Origin of the sequence: Nocardia sp. BMG51109 (assembly GCF_000526215.1) — a bacterium.
In the GTDB taxonomy this organism is placed as follows: domain Bacteria; phylum Actinomycetota; class Actinomycetes; order Mycobacteriales; family Mycobacteriaceae; genus Nocardia.
This window is the reverse complement of sequence record NZ_JAFQ01000004.1, coordinates 3,927,044-3,942,298: the sequence shown is the minus strand read 5'-3', so window position 1 is coordinate 3,942,298 and position 15,255 is coordinate 3,927,044. Positions and strand designations below refer to the sequence as shown.

The following is a 15,255-nucleotide window of genomic DNA, read 5'->3' as shown; positions in this document are numbered from 1 at the left end:
GGCGAAGCTTCCTCAGGTGTCATCTCGGCGGTGGTACCTACGGACAGACCTCGGCGTCGACCTGCGTCGCACCCGCCGGCCACTCCGACCCCGCATGGGTGACATCCCCGACCGCAGCGCGCGGCAGTACGGCGACGCGGCGGGTCAGCCGATACGCCGCGTGATCGACATGATCGAGCTCGGGCTTGAACAGGCGACCGTAATCAGATGAGCTATTGTGAAGCGGAGGCTTTTTCGATTGTCCCGGAAATCGGGGTCCCCCGGTCGTGTAGTCATACACCCGACCAGGGTGTCCCAGCCTGCGTGACCAACGCTGTACTCATGCGCAAATAGCTGGTCAGACCAGGGTGAGGCTACACCAATCTTTCTTGGCTCGAGGAAGGGGTGTGTGCTTGGGCCGAACGGGGGGTCGCGCGGCCTATGCTGGATCGGCAGCACATGGTTCAGGAGGGCTTTGTCCATGGCGCAACCCCAGATCAGATACGGCGTGCTCGGTTCGTTCACGGCGTGGCGGGACGACCGTGAAATCGAGCTGGGACCGGCGAAACAACAAGCGGTGCTCGTGGCACTGCTGCTGGCGATGAACCATCTGGTAACGGTGAATACCATCGTCGACGCGGTGTGGGGCCAACACCCACCGGGCGACGCACGCAACGGCGTGCAGACCTATGTCAGCCGCCTCCGGCGGGCCTTGGCACAACGCAAGGTATGTAATGTGTCGGAATCCGCTCTGGTATGGGCCGAGACGGGTTATGTACTGCGCGGCGACCCGTCCTTATCGGATTTCGTCGCCTTCGACCAACGTATTGCGACAGCCGAACGATGCCTGCGCGACGACGACCTCACGGCAGCGGCCGCCCATACCGATGCCGCGCTGGCACTGTGGCGTGGTGAGCCGTTCAGCGGCCTGGCGGGCCCGCTCGTCGAGAACGAACGCCGCCGATTGCAGGAGAAGTACCTCACCGCTCTCGAACACCGTGCCGAGATCAAGCTCGCCCGCGGACGGCATGCCGACGCGGTCGCGGACCTCGTTCCGCTGGTCGCCTCGTACCCGCTGCAGGAGCGGCTCCGGACGCTGCTCATGCTCGGCCTCTACCACTGCGGCCGCCAGGCGGAGGCCCTGATGGTCTTCCAGGACGCGCAGCGCCGGCTGGTCGACGAAGTGGGCATCGAGCCGGGCCGCGAACTGCGCGAACTACATCAGCGGATCCTGCGCGACGAGATCGATCCGCCGGCCGACGCGACCTCGCGAACAGCCACCCGCCGAGACGAATCGGACTGCGGTGGAGCGGTTTCGACCGCAGTCGAGGCCGGACAGCCCGGCGAGGGGATCCTCTCGGGCAGGAGCCGCAATCAGCTTCCCGGCGACATCGCGGACTTCACCGGCCGGAGCGCGGAGTTGCGCAGTCTGCTCGCCGACGTACCCCCGCGGGAGGCCCGCCGGACCGTGCTGGTCCAGGCGATCGATGGCATGGCCGGCGTCGGTAAGACGACGCTGGCGATCCGCGCGGCCCATCGGCTCAGCAGCCGCTACCCCGACGCCCAGCTCTACCTCGACCTGCACGGGCATGCCGCGGAGAGCGCACCCGTCGAACCGATGGTGGCGCTGGACAGGCTGTTACGTGCCACCGGAGTGCCGAGCGAGTCGATACCGCCGGACGTGGACGCCCGAGCGGCATTGTGGCGCACCAGGATCGCTTCTCGTTCGGTGCTCCTCGTCCTCGACAACGTGGCCGACGCCGACCAGGTTCGGCCGCTGCTGCCCGGCACGCCCGACTGCCTGGTCCTGATCACCAGCCGGCGCCGGCTGGTCGACCTGGAAGTCTCCAAAACCCTGTCGCTGGACGTTCTTTCGCGCGAGGACGCCGCGGCGCTGTTCGCCACCATCGTCGATGACCACCGAGTCCTGACAGAGCCCGATGCGATGGAGGAAACCGTTCGGCTGTGCGGCTGTCTCCCGCTCGCGATCCGGATCGCCGCCGGCCGGCTCCGCGCGCGTCCGGTCTGGCCCATCGAACGATTGGCCGAGCGGCTTCGGCGACCCGGCCGTCGGCTCGCGCACCTGTCGGCGGGGTCCCGCAGCGTATCGGCCGCGCTCACCGCCGGCTTCCAGAACCTGCCGGGCGATCAGCGACGCGTGTTCCGGCTGCTGGGCCTGCACCCGACCCGCGACTTCGACGTCCACACCGCAGCCGCGCTGGCCGATATCGAGGTCGACGCCGCCGAACAGATCCTGGAGGCCCTCGTCGACATCCATCTACTGGAACAGGTTGTGCCCGAACACTACCGCTTCCACAACCTGGTGAAAGATTACGCCGCGACCCTGAACCACCTCGCCGACCTCGACCGCACCGAAGCATCGCCCCGAGCGTCCGACCGCGCCCAGCGGGTGGCCCGGTGCAACGGGATACGGCCATAGCCATCGTCCGGCCGCACGCACGCCCGGCGTACAAACGAGCGAACAGGCGTTACCACCGAACGAGAACACAGCGGTAACTCCAGCGACAAGAATTGCAATATCAGCTAACCGATGGATCGACCCCGTTTATCCATGTGGGGTCGAACTCTGCGGACAGCGCTGCGCCACAAGACAACTCGTAGCTAGTCGCAATATTCTCCGGACCGTCCTGATGCACGCACATCGCCCGCCCGGTAAGGCTGCTATTCGGTAACGATTCGACGGTGAAATAGCAGTCGGCTCTTATTCTGTCGGTGCCGGTTTCAGTGTCGCCACGCCTGAAATTTCTCCGGGGGATGTCGTGGATCAGTTGTCGATGGTGGGCAATCACCAGCTTGCGGCCCGTCTACTGGGTGCGCGGGAACGGTGGGGCTGGGAATATGTCGTTCCCGCACCGCCGGCGCCGAGTCCTGTGCACGATTGCGCCCCGCAATGGCTGGGGTTCGCGGAGCCGCGGAGTCTCGAACGGTTTCGCGGGCGGGTGCGCGGGATCCCGCTGATGCTGGGCGCCGGGGTGCTCACGGCGGCGTTCGCGACGGTGCTGGCCGCCTCGTGGGGGCTGGCGTGGTGGCCGGTGGCGGCCGGCGTGGTACTGGCGCCGGTCGCCGCGTGGTCCGCCCTCGCGGGAATGCAATACGCCACCGCTCGCCGGTTGCACGAGACACGGGCGGCCGAGGAATGGAGCCGGTTCGAGACGGCGATGAATCGGTGGAAATCCCAAGTCGCCGAGCATGACCGGCGCGAGCAGGAGCGGCTCGCGGCGGCGGTGCGGTGGTATCCGGTGCAACCCGAGCGGGACTGGAACCAGGTGACGGTATTCGGCGGCACGGCCGACGGCTGGTCGAGCCTGCTTGCCACACTGGGCCTTTCGCTGTTGTCGACCGGTTCGACGGTGCTGATCCTGGATTTCACCGAGCGCGGCGTGGCGGCGGAACTGGCGACGCTGGCCGGTACGGTCGGCTACGGCGTGCGAGTGGACCGCGTGCCGCGCGACGGCGTGGTCGGTGTCGCGGATCTGCCCTCCGCACAGGCCGGCGAGATGGTGGCCGAGGTCCTGGCCGCGATGCGGGGCTCGCCACCGGATGCGGCACGAGTCCATGCGGTGGACGCCGAGCTGGTCGAGGCCGTGCACGACTGCCTCGAACCACCGCGGACCTTCCGGCGGATCGCGGCCGGTCTGTCGGTGCTGCGCCGCACCTTCGACACCGAGCGGCACAACAGCTTGTCCGGCAACGAGATCCGCCGGCTGAACCGGATCACCGAAACCCTCGGCTCGCTCGCCGAGGAGGAGCTGCGATTCCTGACCGCGGCGCTGCGCCTGCTCGGCGACCTGCCCGCCGCCGCCACGCTCGAACCGGTCCGGCCCCGGGCAGGTCTGCGCGTCGTCGCGACCGCCGACCCGAACGCGCGCCGCAAACACCTGCTCGACGGGCTCGTCTTCGCCCGGACGATGCACGAGGTCCGGGCCGGCGCCGCGGCCACGCCGGGCGCCGTGGTCGTCGCGGGCGCCGATCGCCTCGACACCGAGCAGTTGGAGGCGCTGGCCCGGCACACCGGCCGCGCCGGGCTGCGGCTGATTACCATGTCCGAGCATCTGCGCGGCGAGCACACGCAGCTGCTCGGCGCCGCCGGCAGCGCGGCGCTGTTGATGCGGCTGGGAAACGCCGCCGAGGCCGCGGCCGCCGCCGACTTCGTCGGCCGCGGGCACAGATTCGTGCTGTCGCAGCTGACCGAGCAGATCGGCCGCAGCTTCACCGACGGAATCTCCGACACCACCGGTGATTCGGTGACCTCCACTGTCACCGACAACTATGCACCGACGTCGGCCGGCAGCTCGGACTCCCACTCCCGGGCGGCCACCTGGTCACAGACCACCAGCTGGTCGCGCGCGGAGAACACGTCGACCGGACGTACCTGGGCGCGCGCCTACGAGTACCTGGTGGAGCCGACGACGTTCCAGTCGCTGCCGGCGACGGCGTTCGTCTGGGTGGAAAACGAAGGGCACGGGCGGCGGGTCGTCGCCGGCGACTGCAATCCCGGGATCGCGCTGCTCGATCGGGTCGCCGCCGCACCACGCACCGCGACGGCGGCATCATGTTGAGCGGCTTGGGTTTTCACCAGATCCGGACCATTCCGTCGCCACCCCCCGACGGCGACCGGCCGGCGGACCGGCAGGCACGGCACCAGCGCGTCGCCGTATTCGCCGCACTCACCGCGGCCCACGCAACGCTGTGTCTCACCGGCACCGAGTGCTCCTTGGCGGTGGCCTGGGACCGGATCGGCGCCGACGGCCGGATCCGAGTGCTGGTCGGCGGCGACCCCCGGTTTCCGTCGATAGCCGGCCGCGACGCGGACCGGATGCTGTTTCCGCCGGGGGCCACGGCCCGGGCCGTGCCCACGGAATCGGTGGTGACGCAGTGGGAACGGATGCCCGTCTGGATACGGTGCACCGGTCGCGCCGATTCCCTGTGGCTGCCGACACCCGGCTCCGCGGCGGGCCGCCCCCGGCGCGGCGGCTTCGAGGACTACATCACTCACCTGCCGGGCAGATTCGTATGGCTCGTCGTGGCCTCCCCCGTTCCGCCCGCCCGAGTCGACGAGGAACTGGCCGAACTGGAAGTGCAGCTGCCGCTGTGGCGTGCCCGCGAGGACTCCGAGCCTGCCCGAATCGCCGTGCAGCGCGGCGAATTCCGGTACCGCGAGCTGACCCGGGCACGTGCCTGCGGTGTGTGGAACGCGCACGTGCTCGTCGGCGGCGACGACCTCGCCGGCACCCATCGAGCGGCCGGACTGCTGTGCAGCGCGGCCGATCTCGACGATCTCCCCTACCTGCTCACCCCGCATCCGGCGGCGGCCGGTCTCGCCGAGACGCTGGCGGCACCGGTCACCGGCGCCGACACCCGCTCCCCCTTCCTGGCCGATACCGAACTCCTCGCCGAACTGGCCCGACCGCCGCGCCGGGAACTACCCGGCATCCGCATGGTCGAGGCGGCCGAGTTCGACCTGACGCCCGAACACGACGGCGATATCGACCTCGGCACCGTCCTCGACTCCGCCGATGCGCCCGTCCATCGGTTCACCGTCACCCGCGACACCCTCAACCGGCACGGATTCGTCGCCGGCGCAACCGGATCCGGCAAATCCCAAACCGTGCGGCACCTGCTCGAGCACCTGCACACCGCCGGAATTCCATGGCTGGTCATCGAGCCGGCCAAGGCCGAATACGCCGCCATGGCCGGCCGCACCGGGGCACCCGTCACGGTGATCCGGCCCGGCGACCCCGACAGCGTCCCCGCCGGAATCAACCCCCTCGAACCCGAACCCGGGTTCCCGCTGCAAACCCACATCGACCTCATCCGCGCCCTGTTCCTCGCCTCCTTCGACGCCGTCGAACCGTTCCCGCAGGTGCTGTCGCACGCGTTGACCCGCTGCTACACCGACCTCGGCTGGGACACCGTCGTCGGCGCACCCCGCCGCCCCGGCCGGACACCCCGCTATCCGACCCTGGGCGACCTTCGGAGCACGGCCCTCGCGGTGGTCGACACCATCGGCTACGGCCGCGAAATCACCGACAACGTCCGGGGTTTCATCGACGTGCGGCTCGGATCGCTGCGCCTGGGCACGCCCGGCCGCTTCTTCGACGGGCGCTACCGCCTCGACACCGCCGCCCTGCTGGCCACCGACACCGTCATCGAGATCGAGGACATCGGCACCGACGCCGACAAGGCCTTCCTCATCGGCGCGGTCCTCATCCGCATCGCCGAGCACCTGCGCACCCACCGCACCGACCGCTCGGCCGGACTGGCGCACGTCACCGTCCTCGAGGAGGCCCACCGGCTGCTGCGCCGGGCGGAACCCGGCAGCCAGTCCGCGCACGCGGTGGAGCTGTTCACCGCCCTGCTGGCCGAAATCCGCGCCTACGGCGAAGGAATCGTCGTCGCCGAGCAGATCCCCAGCAAGATCACGCCCGATGTCGTCAAGAACACCGCGCTCAAGATCGTGCACCGCCTCCCCGCCGCCGAGGACCGCGATCTCGTCGGCGCCACCATGAATCTCGGCCCGGCCCAATCCCGGCACATCGTGTCGCTGCCGCCCGGCCGCGCGGTCGTCTTCACCGACGGCATGGACCGCCCGGTCCGCATCGACATCCCGCTCGGCGAGACACGCGAGGCACGCCACCCCGGCCCGACGCCGGCGCTGTTCCCCGCACCGCGCGAAACGCCCTTGGCGCTGCGGGATCTGCACCGTGCCCACTCGCTCGCCGACGACCCCCGCCTGACCCTGTGGACCGAGCTCACGGTGATCGCGCACCTCGTCGGACGCCCCGGCCCGCGCCCGGACCCCGACTGGCTCACGACGTGGATCGCCCGGATCGAACCGGCGATCCTCACCGAGGCCGTCGGCCACCGCCTCCGCACCGCGGTCGGCCACCGCTACACCGGGCTGGTCGCCTATTTTCCGCCCGAAGAACTCATCGACCACTTGGACGAGGTTGCCGCCGCCGCATTGCACTGCCTGCCCGCATCCTGCGCCGACGACGAAACTCGTTGGCAGGCCGGGCGTTACCGGTGGGTCGACGTCGAACAGGCACTGCGCGACGAGACGCTGCCCGCGGATCGGCCGCATCCGGACACCACCGCGTGGGCGAAGCGCGGGCTCCACCTGCCCGGCGACACCCTCGCCGAACAGCGCGACATGCTGCACGCCCATCCGGACAACTGGGCCGACCCGCGCATCGTGACCGGCCCCGAACCCGGCCTGCTCGCGACCACGATCGACCGGCTCAGCCGCGCCCCCTCGATCGAACAACGATTGCGCCACGCCACCGCCCACCTGCACGGACTGATGCGGTGGCCGCTGGCTCTACTGCCCGCACCGGAGCTGCCCGCACCGGACGACACCACGCGAGGTGGTCCATGAGCATCGACGGCCAACCTCCCCCGGACCCGCGCGAGGCCGCCGCGACGCCGCCGGAGACCTCGCAGGATCGACCCGGCAGCGACGCCGAGGTCGCTCGGCGAAACACCGCGAGCCCAGCCGGTCGCAGGCCTGACGCAGCCCTCAACGACAGCGAACGCCTACTCGGGCTCGATCTCCCCGGACCGGCGGAGCAAGCGAGCGACCGTACCGCCCACTCCCATGCGGATGAGGGGGAGCGAACCCGCGGACCGACCGATGCCGAACCCGCGGGGCACATCCGAACCGGCTCTCCTGCTGACGATCCCGGAGCTGTCAGCCAACTCCACCACGATGGCCGCCCCGGCGGTATCGAGCTCGAGCCAGGCGGGAACGCCGATGAATCCACCGCCCGGCACGAGAGCGGTGAAATTGGCTCGGTAACGGGCGACGAACCCGAGGATCAGCGCAGATCCACCGGAAGTCGTTCGGCGGCAATCGAAGAATCCGAAGTCCAGCACAACGCTGCCGGCATCGCCTCGGCCACTACGGCCGACAACACCTCCACGTCGCAACACCGAACGGTCGAATCCCGCTCGACGCCAACGGCTGACGGGGAACACGCGCCCCGAGACGAAACAGAAAGCTCCGCGGCAGCAGCCGACACGCCCTGGGGTCAGCAGGAGCCCGCTGCAACCCGGTCGGCCACAACGGCAGACGGAATCCCCGAGCCGGAACGCGAAGCGGCTGCCTCCGATTCGACAATGAGGGCCGACGAGGATCCGGCCCACCCTGGCGAGACCGCGGAAACCCCTCCGAAAACGGCGGGCGAATTCCAGCCGCACGCCGACACGGCGGAAATCCGTTCGGCAACGGCCGACGAACCCGGCCCCCGGACCGAGGCATTCGAAACCTCTTCGGCACCAGGCATACCCGATCTCCCGGCCGCCCCGGAAACGCTCGATGCACGGCTACAGGCCGAGGCCGCAGAGCGCCGGCGGCAGGGTATCGACGCCATCTGCGCCGGGCACGGTATCGACGCCCCGGACGCGATCGCCGCGGTCGAGAGGGCCTACGACGTGGTCGCCGACAATCACGCACCGTTCATCACCGCTTACACCGAACGCATACTCGACGCCTGCCGGGAACACCTCGCCAAGGCGCCCGGCACCGTCATCGCCTTCGTGAGCCGCGACGGCGACAGCCTCGCGCTGGCCGCCTACGAGCTCGACCGAAACCTCTTCGACTCCCACTGCACCCTCATCGCCGTCCCGCGGGCACGAGCCGACGCTGCGGTCCAGGATGTGGAAACCCACACCGGGCGCACCTTCGACGAGCTCGCGCCCTTCCGCGCCACCCGGACCGATGTCGACCCGGAAGAGATCCCCGGAGCCAGGGCCCGCCTGACCAACCACGTGGAATCTCGTGGCGTCCCCGTCGCCACGCCCGGCGCCGACGTGATCATCGTCGACTCCAGTTTCAAAGGCACGGTCCAAGAATTGCTGACGGCCCTCTACCCCGACCTCAACGTCCACGGCCACTACCTGTTCCTGGGACAGGCCCGCGGCGACCCGCATCCCGACAGCAAGACCGGGCACGCCCTCCATCTCCCCGCCGACGCCTCCGCCGGCGACGCGACCGCACCGGACAGTCCTTTCGCGATCTTCACGGAGAAGGATGCCGTCCTGACGATCGAGCACATCCTGCGCGGCTCGATGGGGAAGACCCGGGGCTACGACGAGGACGGCCGACCGATCCGGCAGCCGGAATCCCCGCGGTTGGACCGGCTGGACCCCGCCGTGGTCTCCCAGGACTACACCGACGCCGCGGTGCGGCTCGCGGTCATGGACGCCGGCCAACTCGCCGTCGCCAACTACGCCCGCTACGTCGCCGACCTGCGCGACGCCGGCGGCGACTCGCGCGGTGAACTGTCCGGGAAGGCAGAAAACTTCGCACGACAGGTGCGATCATGGGTAACAGGCACCGGAAGTACCGACCCCGCGTTCGCCGAACTCATGGATTCGTTCGTGCCACGCTCCGGCGGAGAACTCGCCGACCTGCGTACCGCGGTCGACCGTGCGGGGCTCGACGACACGGCGGCGGCCTCCGCGTGGCGCGATTATCCGTGGCTCGGCTCGCCGGACGACAAGAAGACGTATGTCGCAGATTTCCACCGACAGTACCCGCAGTCGAGAGGAGCCGATGATGGGTGACATCGATAACGAGGACGCCGACGAAACGTTCGAATCGGCGTCGGGATCCCTGCCCGGATTCGCCGAGCGCTACGCCGATCTCGGCTTCGGCCCGCTGGCGGAACGCCTCCGCGGCGACGGGCCGCCGCCCCCGCCGGTCCGGGGCACCCCGCTCATCATCGACACCGATATCGGCGGCGACCCCGACGACGCCCTGGCCATCGCCTGTGCCGCCCGCGGCGCACCCGAACTCGCCCTCGTGCTCACCACCGACGAAAACCACGGCGGGCGGGCACGATTCGCTCGCCACCTGCTCGACCTGCTCGACCGGCAGGACATCCCCGTCGTCGCCGGCGCGGATCTCGGCAACAACCGCTACTACGTCGTCGACGATCTCGTCCCCGACGACGTGCCGCGCCAGCCGACCGATGTGCTCGACGCGGTGCGCACCGTCTGCGCCGCCACCGACGGGCCGGTCCGCTGGGTCGGCATGGGACCGCTGACCAACCTCGCCGAAATCCTGCGCCGCGCACCGGAACTGGCCCGGCGCCTGGTGGTCACTCAGATGGGCGGGGCCATCAACTATCGCGATCCCCGGCGCGCCGAGCACAATTTCCGGCTCGACCCCGCCGCCGCCCGCCACGTCGTCGACACCGTGCCGGCCCTGCAACTCGTGCTGTCCGACATCACCTTCACCGACGAGACCGCCGTGGACGCCGACACGGCCGTCTACAAGTCGCTGGCCGAACCGGGCTCGCCCGCCTGGGCGGCGCTGCTGACCGCCCACCTGGACCGGTGGTTCCGGCGATTCCACCCCAGGAGCATGCAGCACGATCCGCTCGCCCTCACCGCGGCCCTGCAATTGCCCTTCGTCGACTTCGGCCGCCGCCGTCTCACTCTCGCCGAGGACGCCCGCATGTCCGCCGACGCCGGCGGAAGCCCGCTCTGGGTCTCCGGCCGCGCCGACTACCCCGCCTTCCGCACCTGGCTGGCCGACCTGCTCACGCCCTGATGCCATACGCCCACTCACCCCGGTAACCGGTCGCGTCACGCAGCCGCCGGATCACGATCACCGCAACCGCCGCGGCGACCGGGACCCACAGCAGCGAAGTCATTCGTTCCACGAGTCCGACGGGTCGACGGTGTCTGCCCACAGTACTGCCACTTCCCTTCTCTCCGAAAGGGATTCCGACGACCAACCGGCGGCGGAGTCCCCGCACACGTGACGCCTCCGGCACCTGTCGATCCCGACATTACAAACCCGCGCGCCGAAGCACAGGTGGCAAAGTTCGGGGGATTGTGGATGATTTGCTCCCGACAAGCGGACAGTGTGCTGAAACCCGCGTAATCATGGTGGCCATGACGTCATCGCGGATCCGCACACCGTTGCATCAGGCGCTGGAGAGTTACGGCCGCAGAGCACGAGAACTGTCGGTCGAAGCCATGCTGGCCATGGACGACGTCCTGGTCGCCCTCGTCGGGAAGCCGCAGCTCGAGCTACCGGGCTACCGCGATCTGATCGCCGAATGGGTTGTCGGCCAGTTACATTCGCAGATTGCCGGGATACCCGATTCGGCCGGCCGGCGGCTCGCTCAGGTGCTGCTGGCCTCCGAGCCGGGGTTGGTCGGCAAGAACGTCACGGAGCGTCTCAAGTACGTCCGCGAGCACGATCGCGGCTGCTCCGACCACCAGTTCAAGACCTACCGCTACCGGATCCTGGCGCAGCTCGCCTCCGGCCTCGCCCGCGCCTACCGCGCCAGGGCCGACACCCCGATCTTCCTGGGCGGCAACTACACCGATCCGCGGTGGAACCCGGTCGCCGGCCTGCTCGGCCGCACGCTCGCCCAACTGCCGGTCAGCCTCCTCGTCATGGCCTCCAGGCCCGCGCTCGAAACCGGTTACGCCATGGCGGAAACCCTGCAGGCCCACACCCATTACACCCCCGACCGGCTGACCCTGTTCCGCCGCACCACCTCCCGCCGCCCGGCGCCCGTCCAGAGGAACTTCGGCACACTCGAATTCCTCGACAAGACCCTCGACGAGGCCCGCCACGAGATGATCCGCCGGAGCCGGCTGGTCATCCTGTTCGGTGGCGGGGCCGGCACCGCCACCGAGGCGCGCATCGCCGACGAGGCCGAAATCCCGGTCGTCCCACTGGCTTTCACAGGCGGAACCGCTCAGGAGTACTGGCTGACCCGCGAACCCGGCCCCACCTTCGACCCCGGCGCCCACCACGCACTCGCCGACACCGACCACGAAACCGCCATCCGGGCGGCCCTGGACCTGATCACCCACCACCTCGGCCTCCACACCACCCCGGACCCGATCTGAACGACGCCGCCGGCGTGTTCCATACTGAGCACGCCCCGGCCCGGTCGAGCAGCCCGCACGGCGGCACTCGGTTACCGGATGCCGTTCCGAAAAGCGCGGTCTCGGTCGGCGGGACGGCGATTGCCGCACCCCGGTGCGAGGCTGTGCCCCGGAGCGACACCGAGAACCGTTAGCAGCGGGCATAATCGATACGGACGAACTGCCCCGAACGGACGTACGGGGCAAGCACATCGACGGCCGTGCCCACCGAGGAGGCATTCTGCACCCCGCATGCTGCCGGGCCCGGCCCGCCGCCGACGCCGACGAGTACCCGCAGTCCACTCACACGGCGGCGGTCTCGTGCCTCGGCGACACGAACCACGACGGCGACACGAACCACGACAACGCCCTGCCTCACCTGACCGCGTATTACACGATGCGTATCGGCGCCCACCTGCCGCTGCCGTTTTGCGTACCCGGCGATCCGGATCCGGATCCGCCGACACCGGATGCCGCACTCACACCCCGAGGTTGCCGCACTCACCCCGACGAAGGATGAGCCCATGATTCTGAGAACGTTCGGCTGGTCCTTCGCGATCACCGTGCTCGGCCTGATCGCAGCGGCATTCTACGGCGGCTGGACCGCATTCGGGGTCGTCGCGATCCTCGCCGTCCTGGAGATCTCGCTGTCGTTCGACAACGCGGCGGTCAACGCCGGAGTCCTGAAGAAGATGAACGCCTTCTGGCAGAAGATCTTCCTCACCATCGGCGTGCTGATCGCCGTATTCGGCATGCGCCTGATCTTCCCCGTCGTGGTCGTCGCCGTCAGCGCCGGGACGGGACCGGTCGAGGCGGTCCGCCTCGCCGTCGACCAGCCCGACCGCTACCAGCAGCTGGTGACCGACGCGCACCCGACCATCGCGGCCTTCGGCGGCATGTTCCTGCTGATGATCTTCATCGACTTCCTGTTTCAGGAGCGGGAGATCCAGTGGCTCCGCTGGATCGAGCGGCCGATCGCCAAACTGGGCAAGATCAACGCCCTGTCGCTCTGCCTCGCACTGATCGTATTGCTCATCGCCGCAACAGCCTTCGCGCCGCACGCCCACCAGCACATCGGCCACGCCGACAAGCAGACGACCGTGCTGATCGCGGGTGCCGCGGGCCTGATCACCTATCTCATCGTCGGCGGCCTGTCCGGCTTCTTCGAAAGCCGCCTCGAAGACGAAGAGACACGCGAACTCGAGGCCCAGCGCACCGGCAAGCCGCGCCCGGCCGTGGCCCTCGCGGGCAAGGCAGCGTTCGTCATGTTCCTCTACCTCGAGGTCCTCGACGCCTCCTTCTCCTTCGACGGCGTCATCGGCGCCTTCGCCGTCACCAACGACATCGTCCTGATGGCGCTCGGCCTCGGCATCGGCGCCATGTACGTTCGGTCGCTCACCGTCTACCTGGTCCGCCAGGGCACCCTGGACGACTACGTGTACCTCGAGCACGGCGCCCACTACGCGATCGGCGCGCTCGCGATACTCCTGCTGGTCACCATCCGGTACGAGATCAACGAGGTGATCACCGGCCTCGCCGGCGTCGTCCTGATCGGCTGGTCGTTCATATCCTCGGTGCGGCGCAACCGACGAATCGCCCGGAGCACCACCGAAACCCCTGTCCCTCTCGCCTCGGACAGCATGTGACGCTCCCGGTTCGAAGGTGTTTCTGAAGTAAATTTCAGGCGTCTTCAGCGCACCTTCAGGTACCTCTCGCGACCATGGTCGGCATATTCCGTCGATACCTGTTCGGGAGAGGTCACCGTGACAGTTCTCATCCGTCGAAAAGGCGTGCGCTGGCTGCTCGCCGGCGCCGCCACCGCGGCCGTCATCACCGGTTCCACCGCACTCGCCACCGCTATCACCTCGGGGTCTCCGCTCGACTACCGCTCCCAGGCGCACGTTGCCGAGATCGTTCCATCGACGATCGGCAGGCAGCAGGCCATCGACGCGGCACTGGCGGCAGTACCCGGCGGCACCGTCACCGGCGCCGACCTCGACCACGACCGGGGCCGTCCGGAATGGGAGGTCGATCTGACGACACCGGACGGGATCGAACACGAGGTACGAATCGACGCCGACACCGGCGCGGTACTGAATGTCGGGGTGGACGACGACAACTGAGACGTCCATCCATCGGCGGGCCGATCCGGCAGTCGTCCGGCCGGTAGCGTCCCCGATCAACCCGTCACCGAATACCCAGTCCCCCTACAGCATTCGCCGGACGCATAGCGTTCATGCGCCCAGTGGGCTCGGCCGGTCGTGCGTCTCGCTCGAAGCTGGATACCCGAGGGGTTCGAAAGGGGCGAGGTCGTGGGCGGTTCGCCGACCGGGGGCACAGCCGGAGACGTCCTGTGTCCCTTCGCGTTCGCCTCGGCCGCTGAACTCGCGGAACGGGTCGACGAGCACGTGCTGGGCTGGACCGGGCGAATCGGCCTGTTCCCGGGGCAGGCGGACGAGGTGAGCGCATTTCACCTCGGAACCTTTGCGGCCATGGTGCATCCGGACGCGCGGAACGAGGACCGTTTGCGGCTCGCGGCCGAGAATATCGCGGCCGCTTTCGGAATCGATGACCACTACTGCGACGAGGAGATCGAGGGAGCCACTCCCGAACGAGCCGGGGCCAGGCTCGCAGGTGTCCTGAACGCGCTCGAAACGCAACCCGGATCGGGCACGGACCGGCACGTGGAGCGGAGCGTTCGAGGCGATCCCGTGACGGCGGCGGTCAGGGAAGTCGTCCGGCACGCGAGCACGGTCGCCTCCCCGGCCCAACTCGGTCGCCTGCGCCGCGAAACCACGGCGATGTGCTTGGCGATGGCGGGCGAGAAGTCCTGGCAGACCACGGGATATACACCCACGCCGTCGGAGTACCTGGCACAGCGCCGATTCAACGGTGCCATTTCCTGCTTCGCGCTGATCGATGTCGTGGCCGGCTACGAGCTCCCGGCCCCGACCTACGACGACCCCGACGTACGGGCGCTGACCCTGGCCGCCTCGTCGCTGATCATCCACGTGAACGACCTGTATTCGGCCGCCAAGGAGAGCGCGACCGGCTCCGACGCCTACAACCTCCCGGCACTGCTCGCCATCCACCACGGGTGGCCCGTGGAACGCGGCATACGCGAGACCATCGCCATCCACAACCGCGGCATGCGACGCTATCTTCGGCAGGAACGCACGGTGGCCCGCACCGCCTCCCCGGAACTGTCCCGCTACCTCGGCGGATTGCGGAACTGGATGCGAGGCAGCCTGGAGTGGCACCGAATCAGCGGACGCCACCACAACCGGGACAGCCGACCGGCCACCGAAGAGAACGCACCGTCGAGTGTCGACTCCAGCCCATTGGCCTGATATCCGAGTT

9 protein-coding genes are annotated in these 15,255 nt (G+C 69.0%); all 9 read left to right on the top strand.

Annotated features, from left to right (window positions below; translation table 11 throughout):
- The first annotated feature begins 460 nt into the window (after positions 1-460).
- The 9 genes from D892_RS0119450 (at position 461) to D892_RS41545 (ending at position 15,245) form a co-directional block, all read left to right on the top strand.
- A complete protein-coding gene (locus D892_RS0119450; RefSeq protein WP_024802855.1) occupies positions 461-2,419 on the top strand; it encodes an AfsR/SARP family transcriptional regulator in 1,959 nt (652 codons plus the stop codon).
- 340 nt (positions 2,420-2,759) lie between these two features.
- On the top strand, positions 2,760-4,559 hold the full coding sequence (locus D892_RS0119445; RefSeq protein WP_156959581.1) for a hypothetical protein: 1,800 nt from the start codon (positions 2,760-2,762) through the stop codon (positions 4,557-4,559).
- The gene (locus D892_RS0119440) at positions 4,553-7,378 is read left to right on the top strand and encodes an ATP-binding protein (RefSeq protein WP_024802853.1); all 2,826 of its coding nucleotides are present in this window, start codon (positions 4,553-4,555) and stop codon (positions 7,376-7,378) included. Before D892_RS0119445 ends, D892_RS0119440 begins: the two co-directional genes overlap by 7 nt.
- Before the next feature lie 740 nt (positions 7,379-8,118).
- Positions 8,119-9,567 carry a hypothetical protein gene (locus tag D892_RS0119430; protein WP_024802851.1) on the top strand — a complete coding sequence of 483 codons (1,449 nt, stop codon included), beginning with the start codon at positions 8,119-8,121 and terminating at the stop codon, positions 9,565-9,567.
- Complete coding sequence (locus D892_RS0119425) at positions 9,560-10,558, top strand: nucleoside hydrolase (protein WP_024802850.1); 999 nt, start codon at positions 9,560-9,562, stop codon at positions 10,556-10,558. Before D892_RS0119430 ends, D892_RS0119425 begins: the two co-directional genes overlap by 8 nt.
- 347 nt (positions 10,559-10,905) lie before the next feature.
- Positions 10,906-11,877, top strand: coding sequence for a hypothetical protein (locus D892_RS0119415; RefSeq protein ID WP_156959580.1), 972 nt, complete (start codon positions 10,906-10,908; stop codon positions 11,875-11,877).
- A gap of 542 nt (positions 11,878-12,419) precedes the next feature.
- On the top strand, positions 12,420-13,541 hold the full coding sequence (locus tag D892_RS0119410; protein ID WP_024802848.1) for a DUF475 domain-containing protein: 1,122 nt from the start codon (positions 12,420-12,422) through the stop codon (positions 13,539-13,541).
- 117 nt (positions 13,542-13,658) lie between these two features.
- Positions 13,659-14,018, top strand: a complete 360-nt coding sequence (locus D892_RS0119405; RefSeq protein ID WP_084161130.1) for a PepSY domain-containing protein — start codon at positions 13,659-13,661, stop codon at positions 14,016-14,018.
- A gap of 189 nt (positions 14,019-14,207) precedes the next feature.
- On the top strand, positions 14,208-15,245 hold the full coding sequence (locus tag D892_RS41545) for a hypothetical protein (RefSeq protein ID WP_024802846.1): 1,038 nt from the start codon (positions 14,208-14,210) through the stop codon (positions 15,243-15,245).
- Positions 15,246-15,255 lie beyond the last annotated feature (10 nt).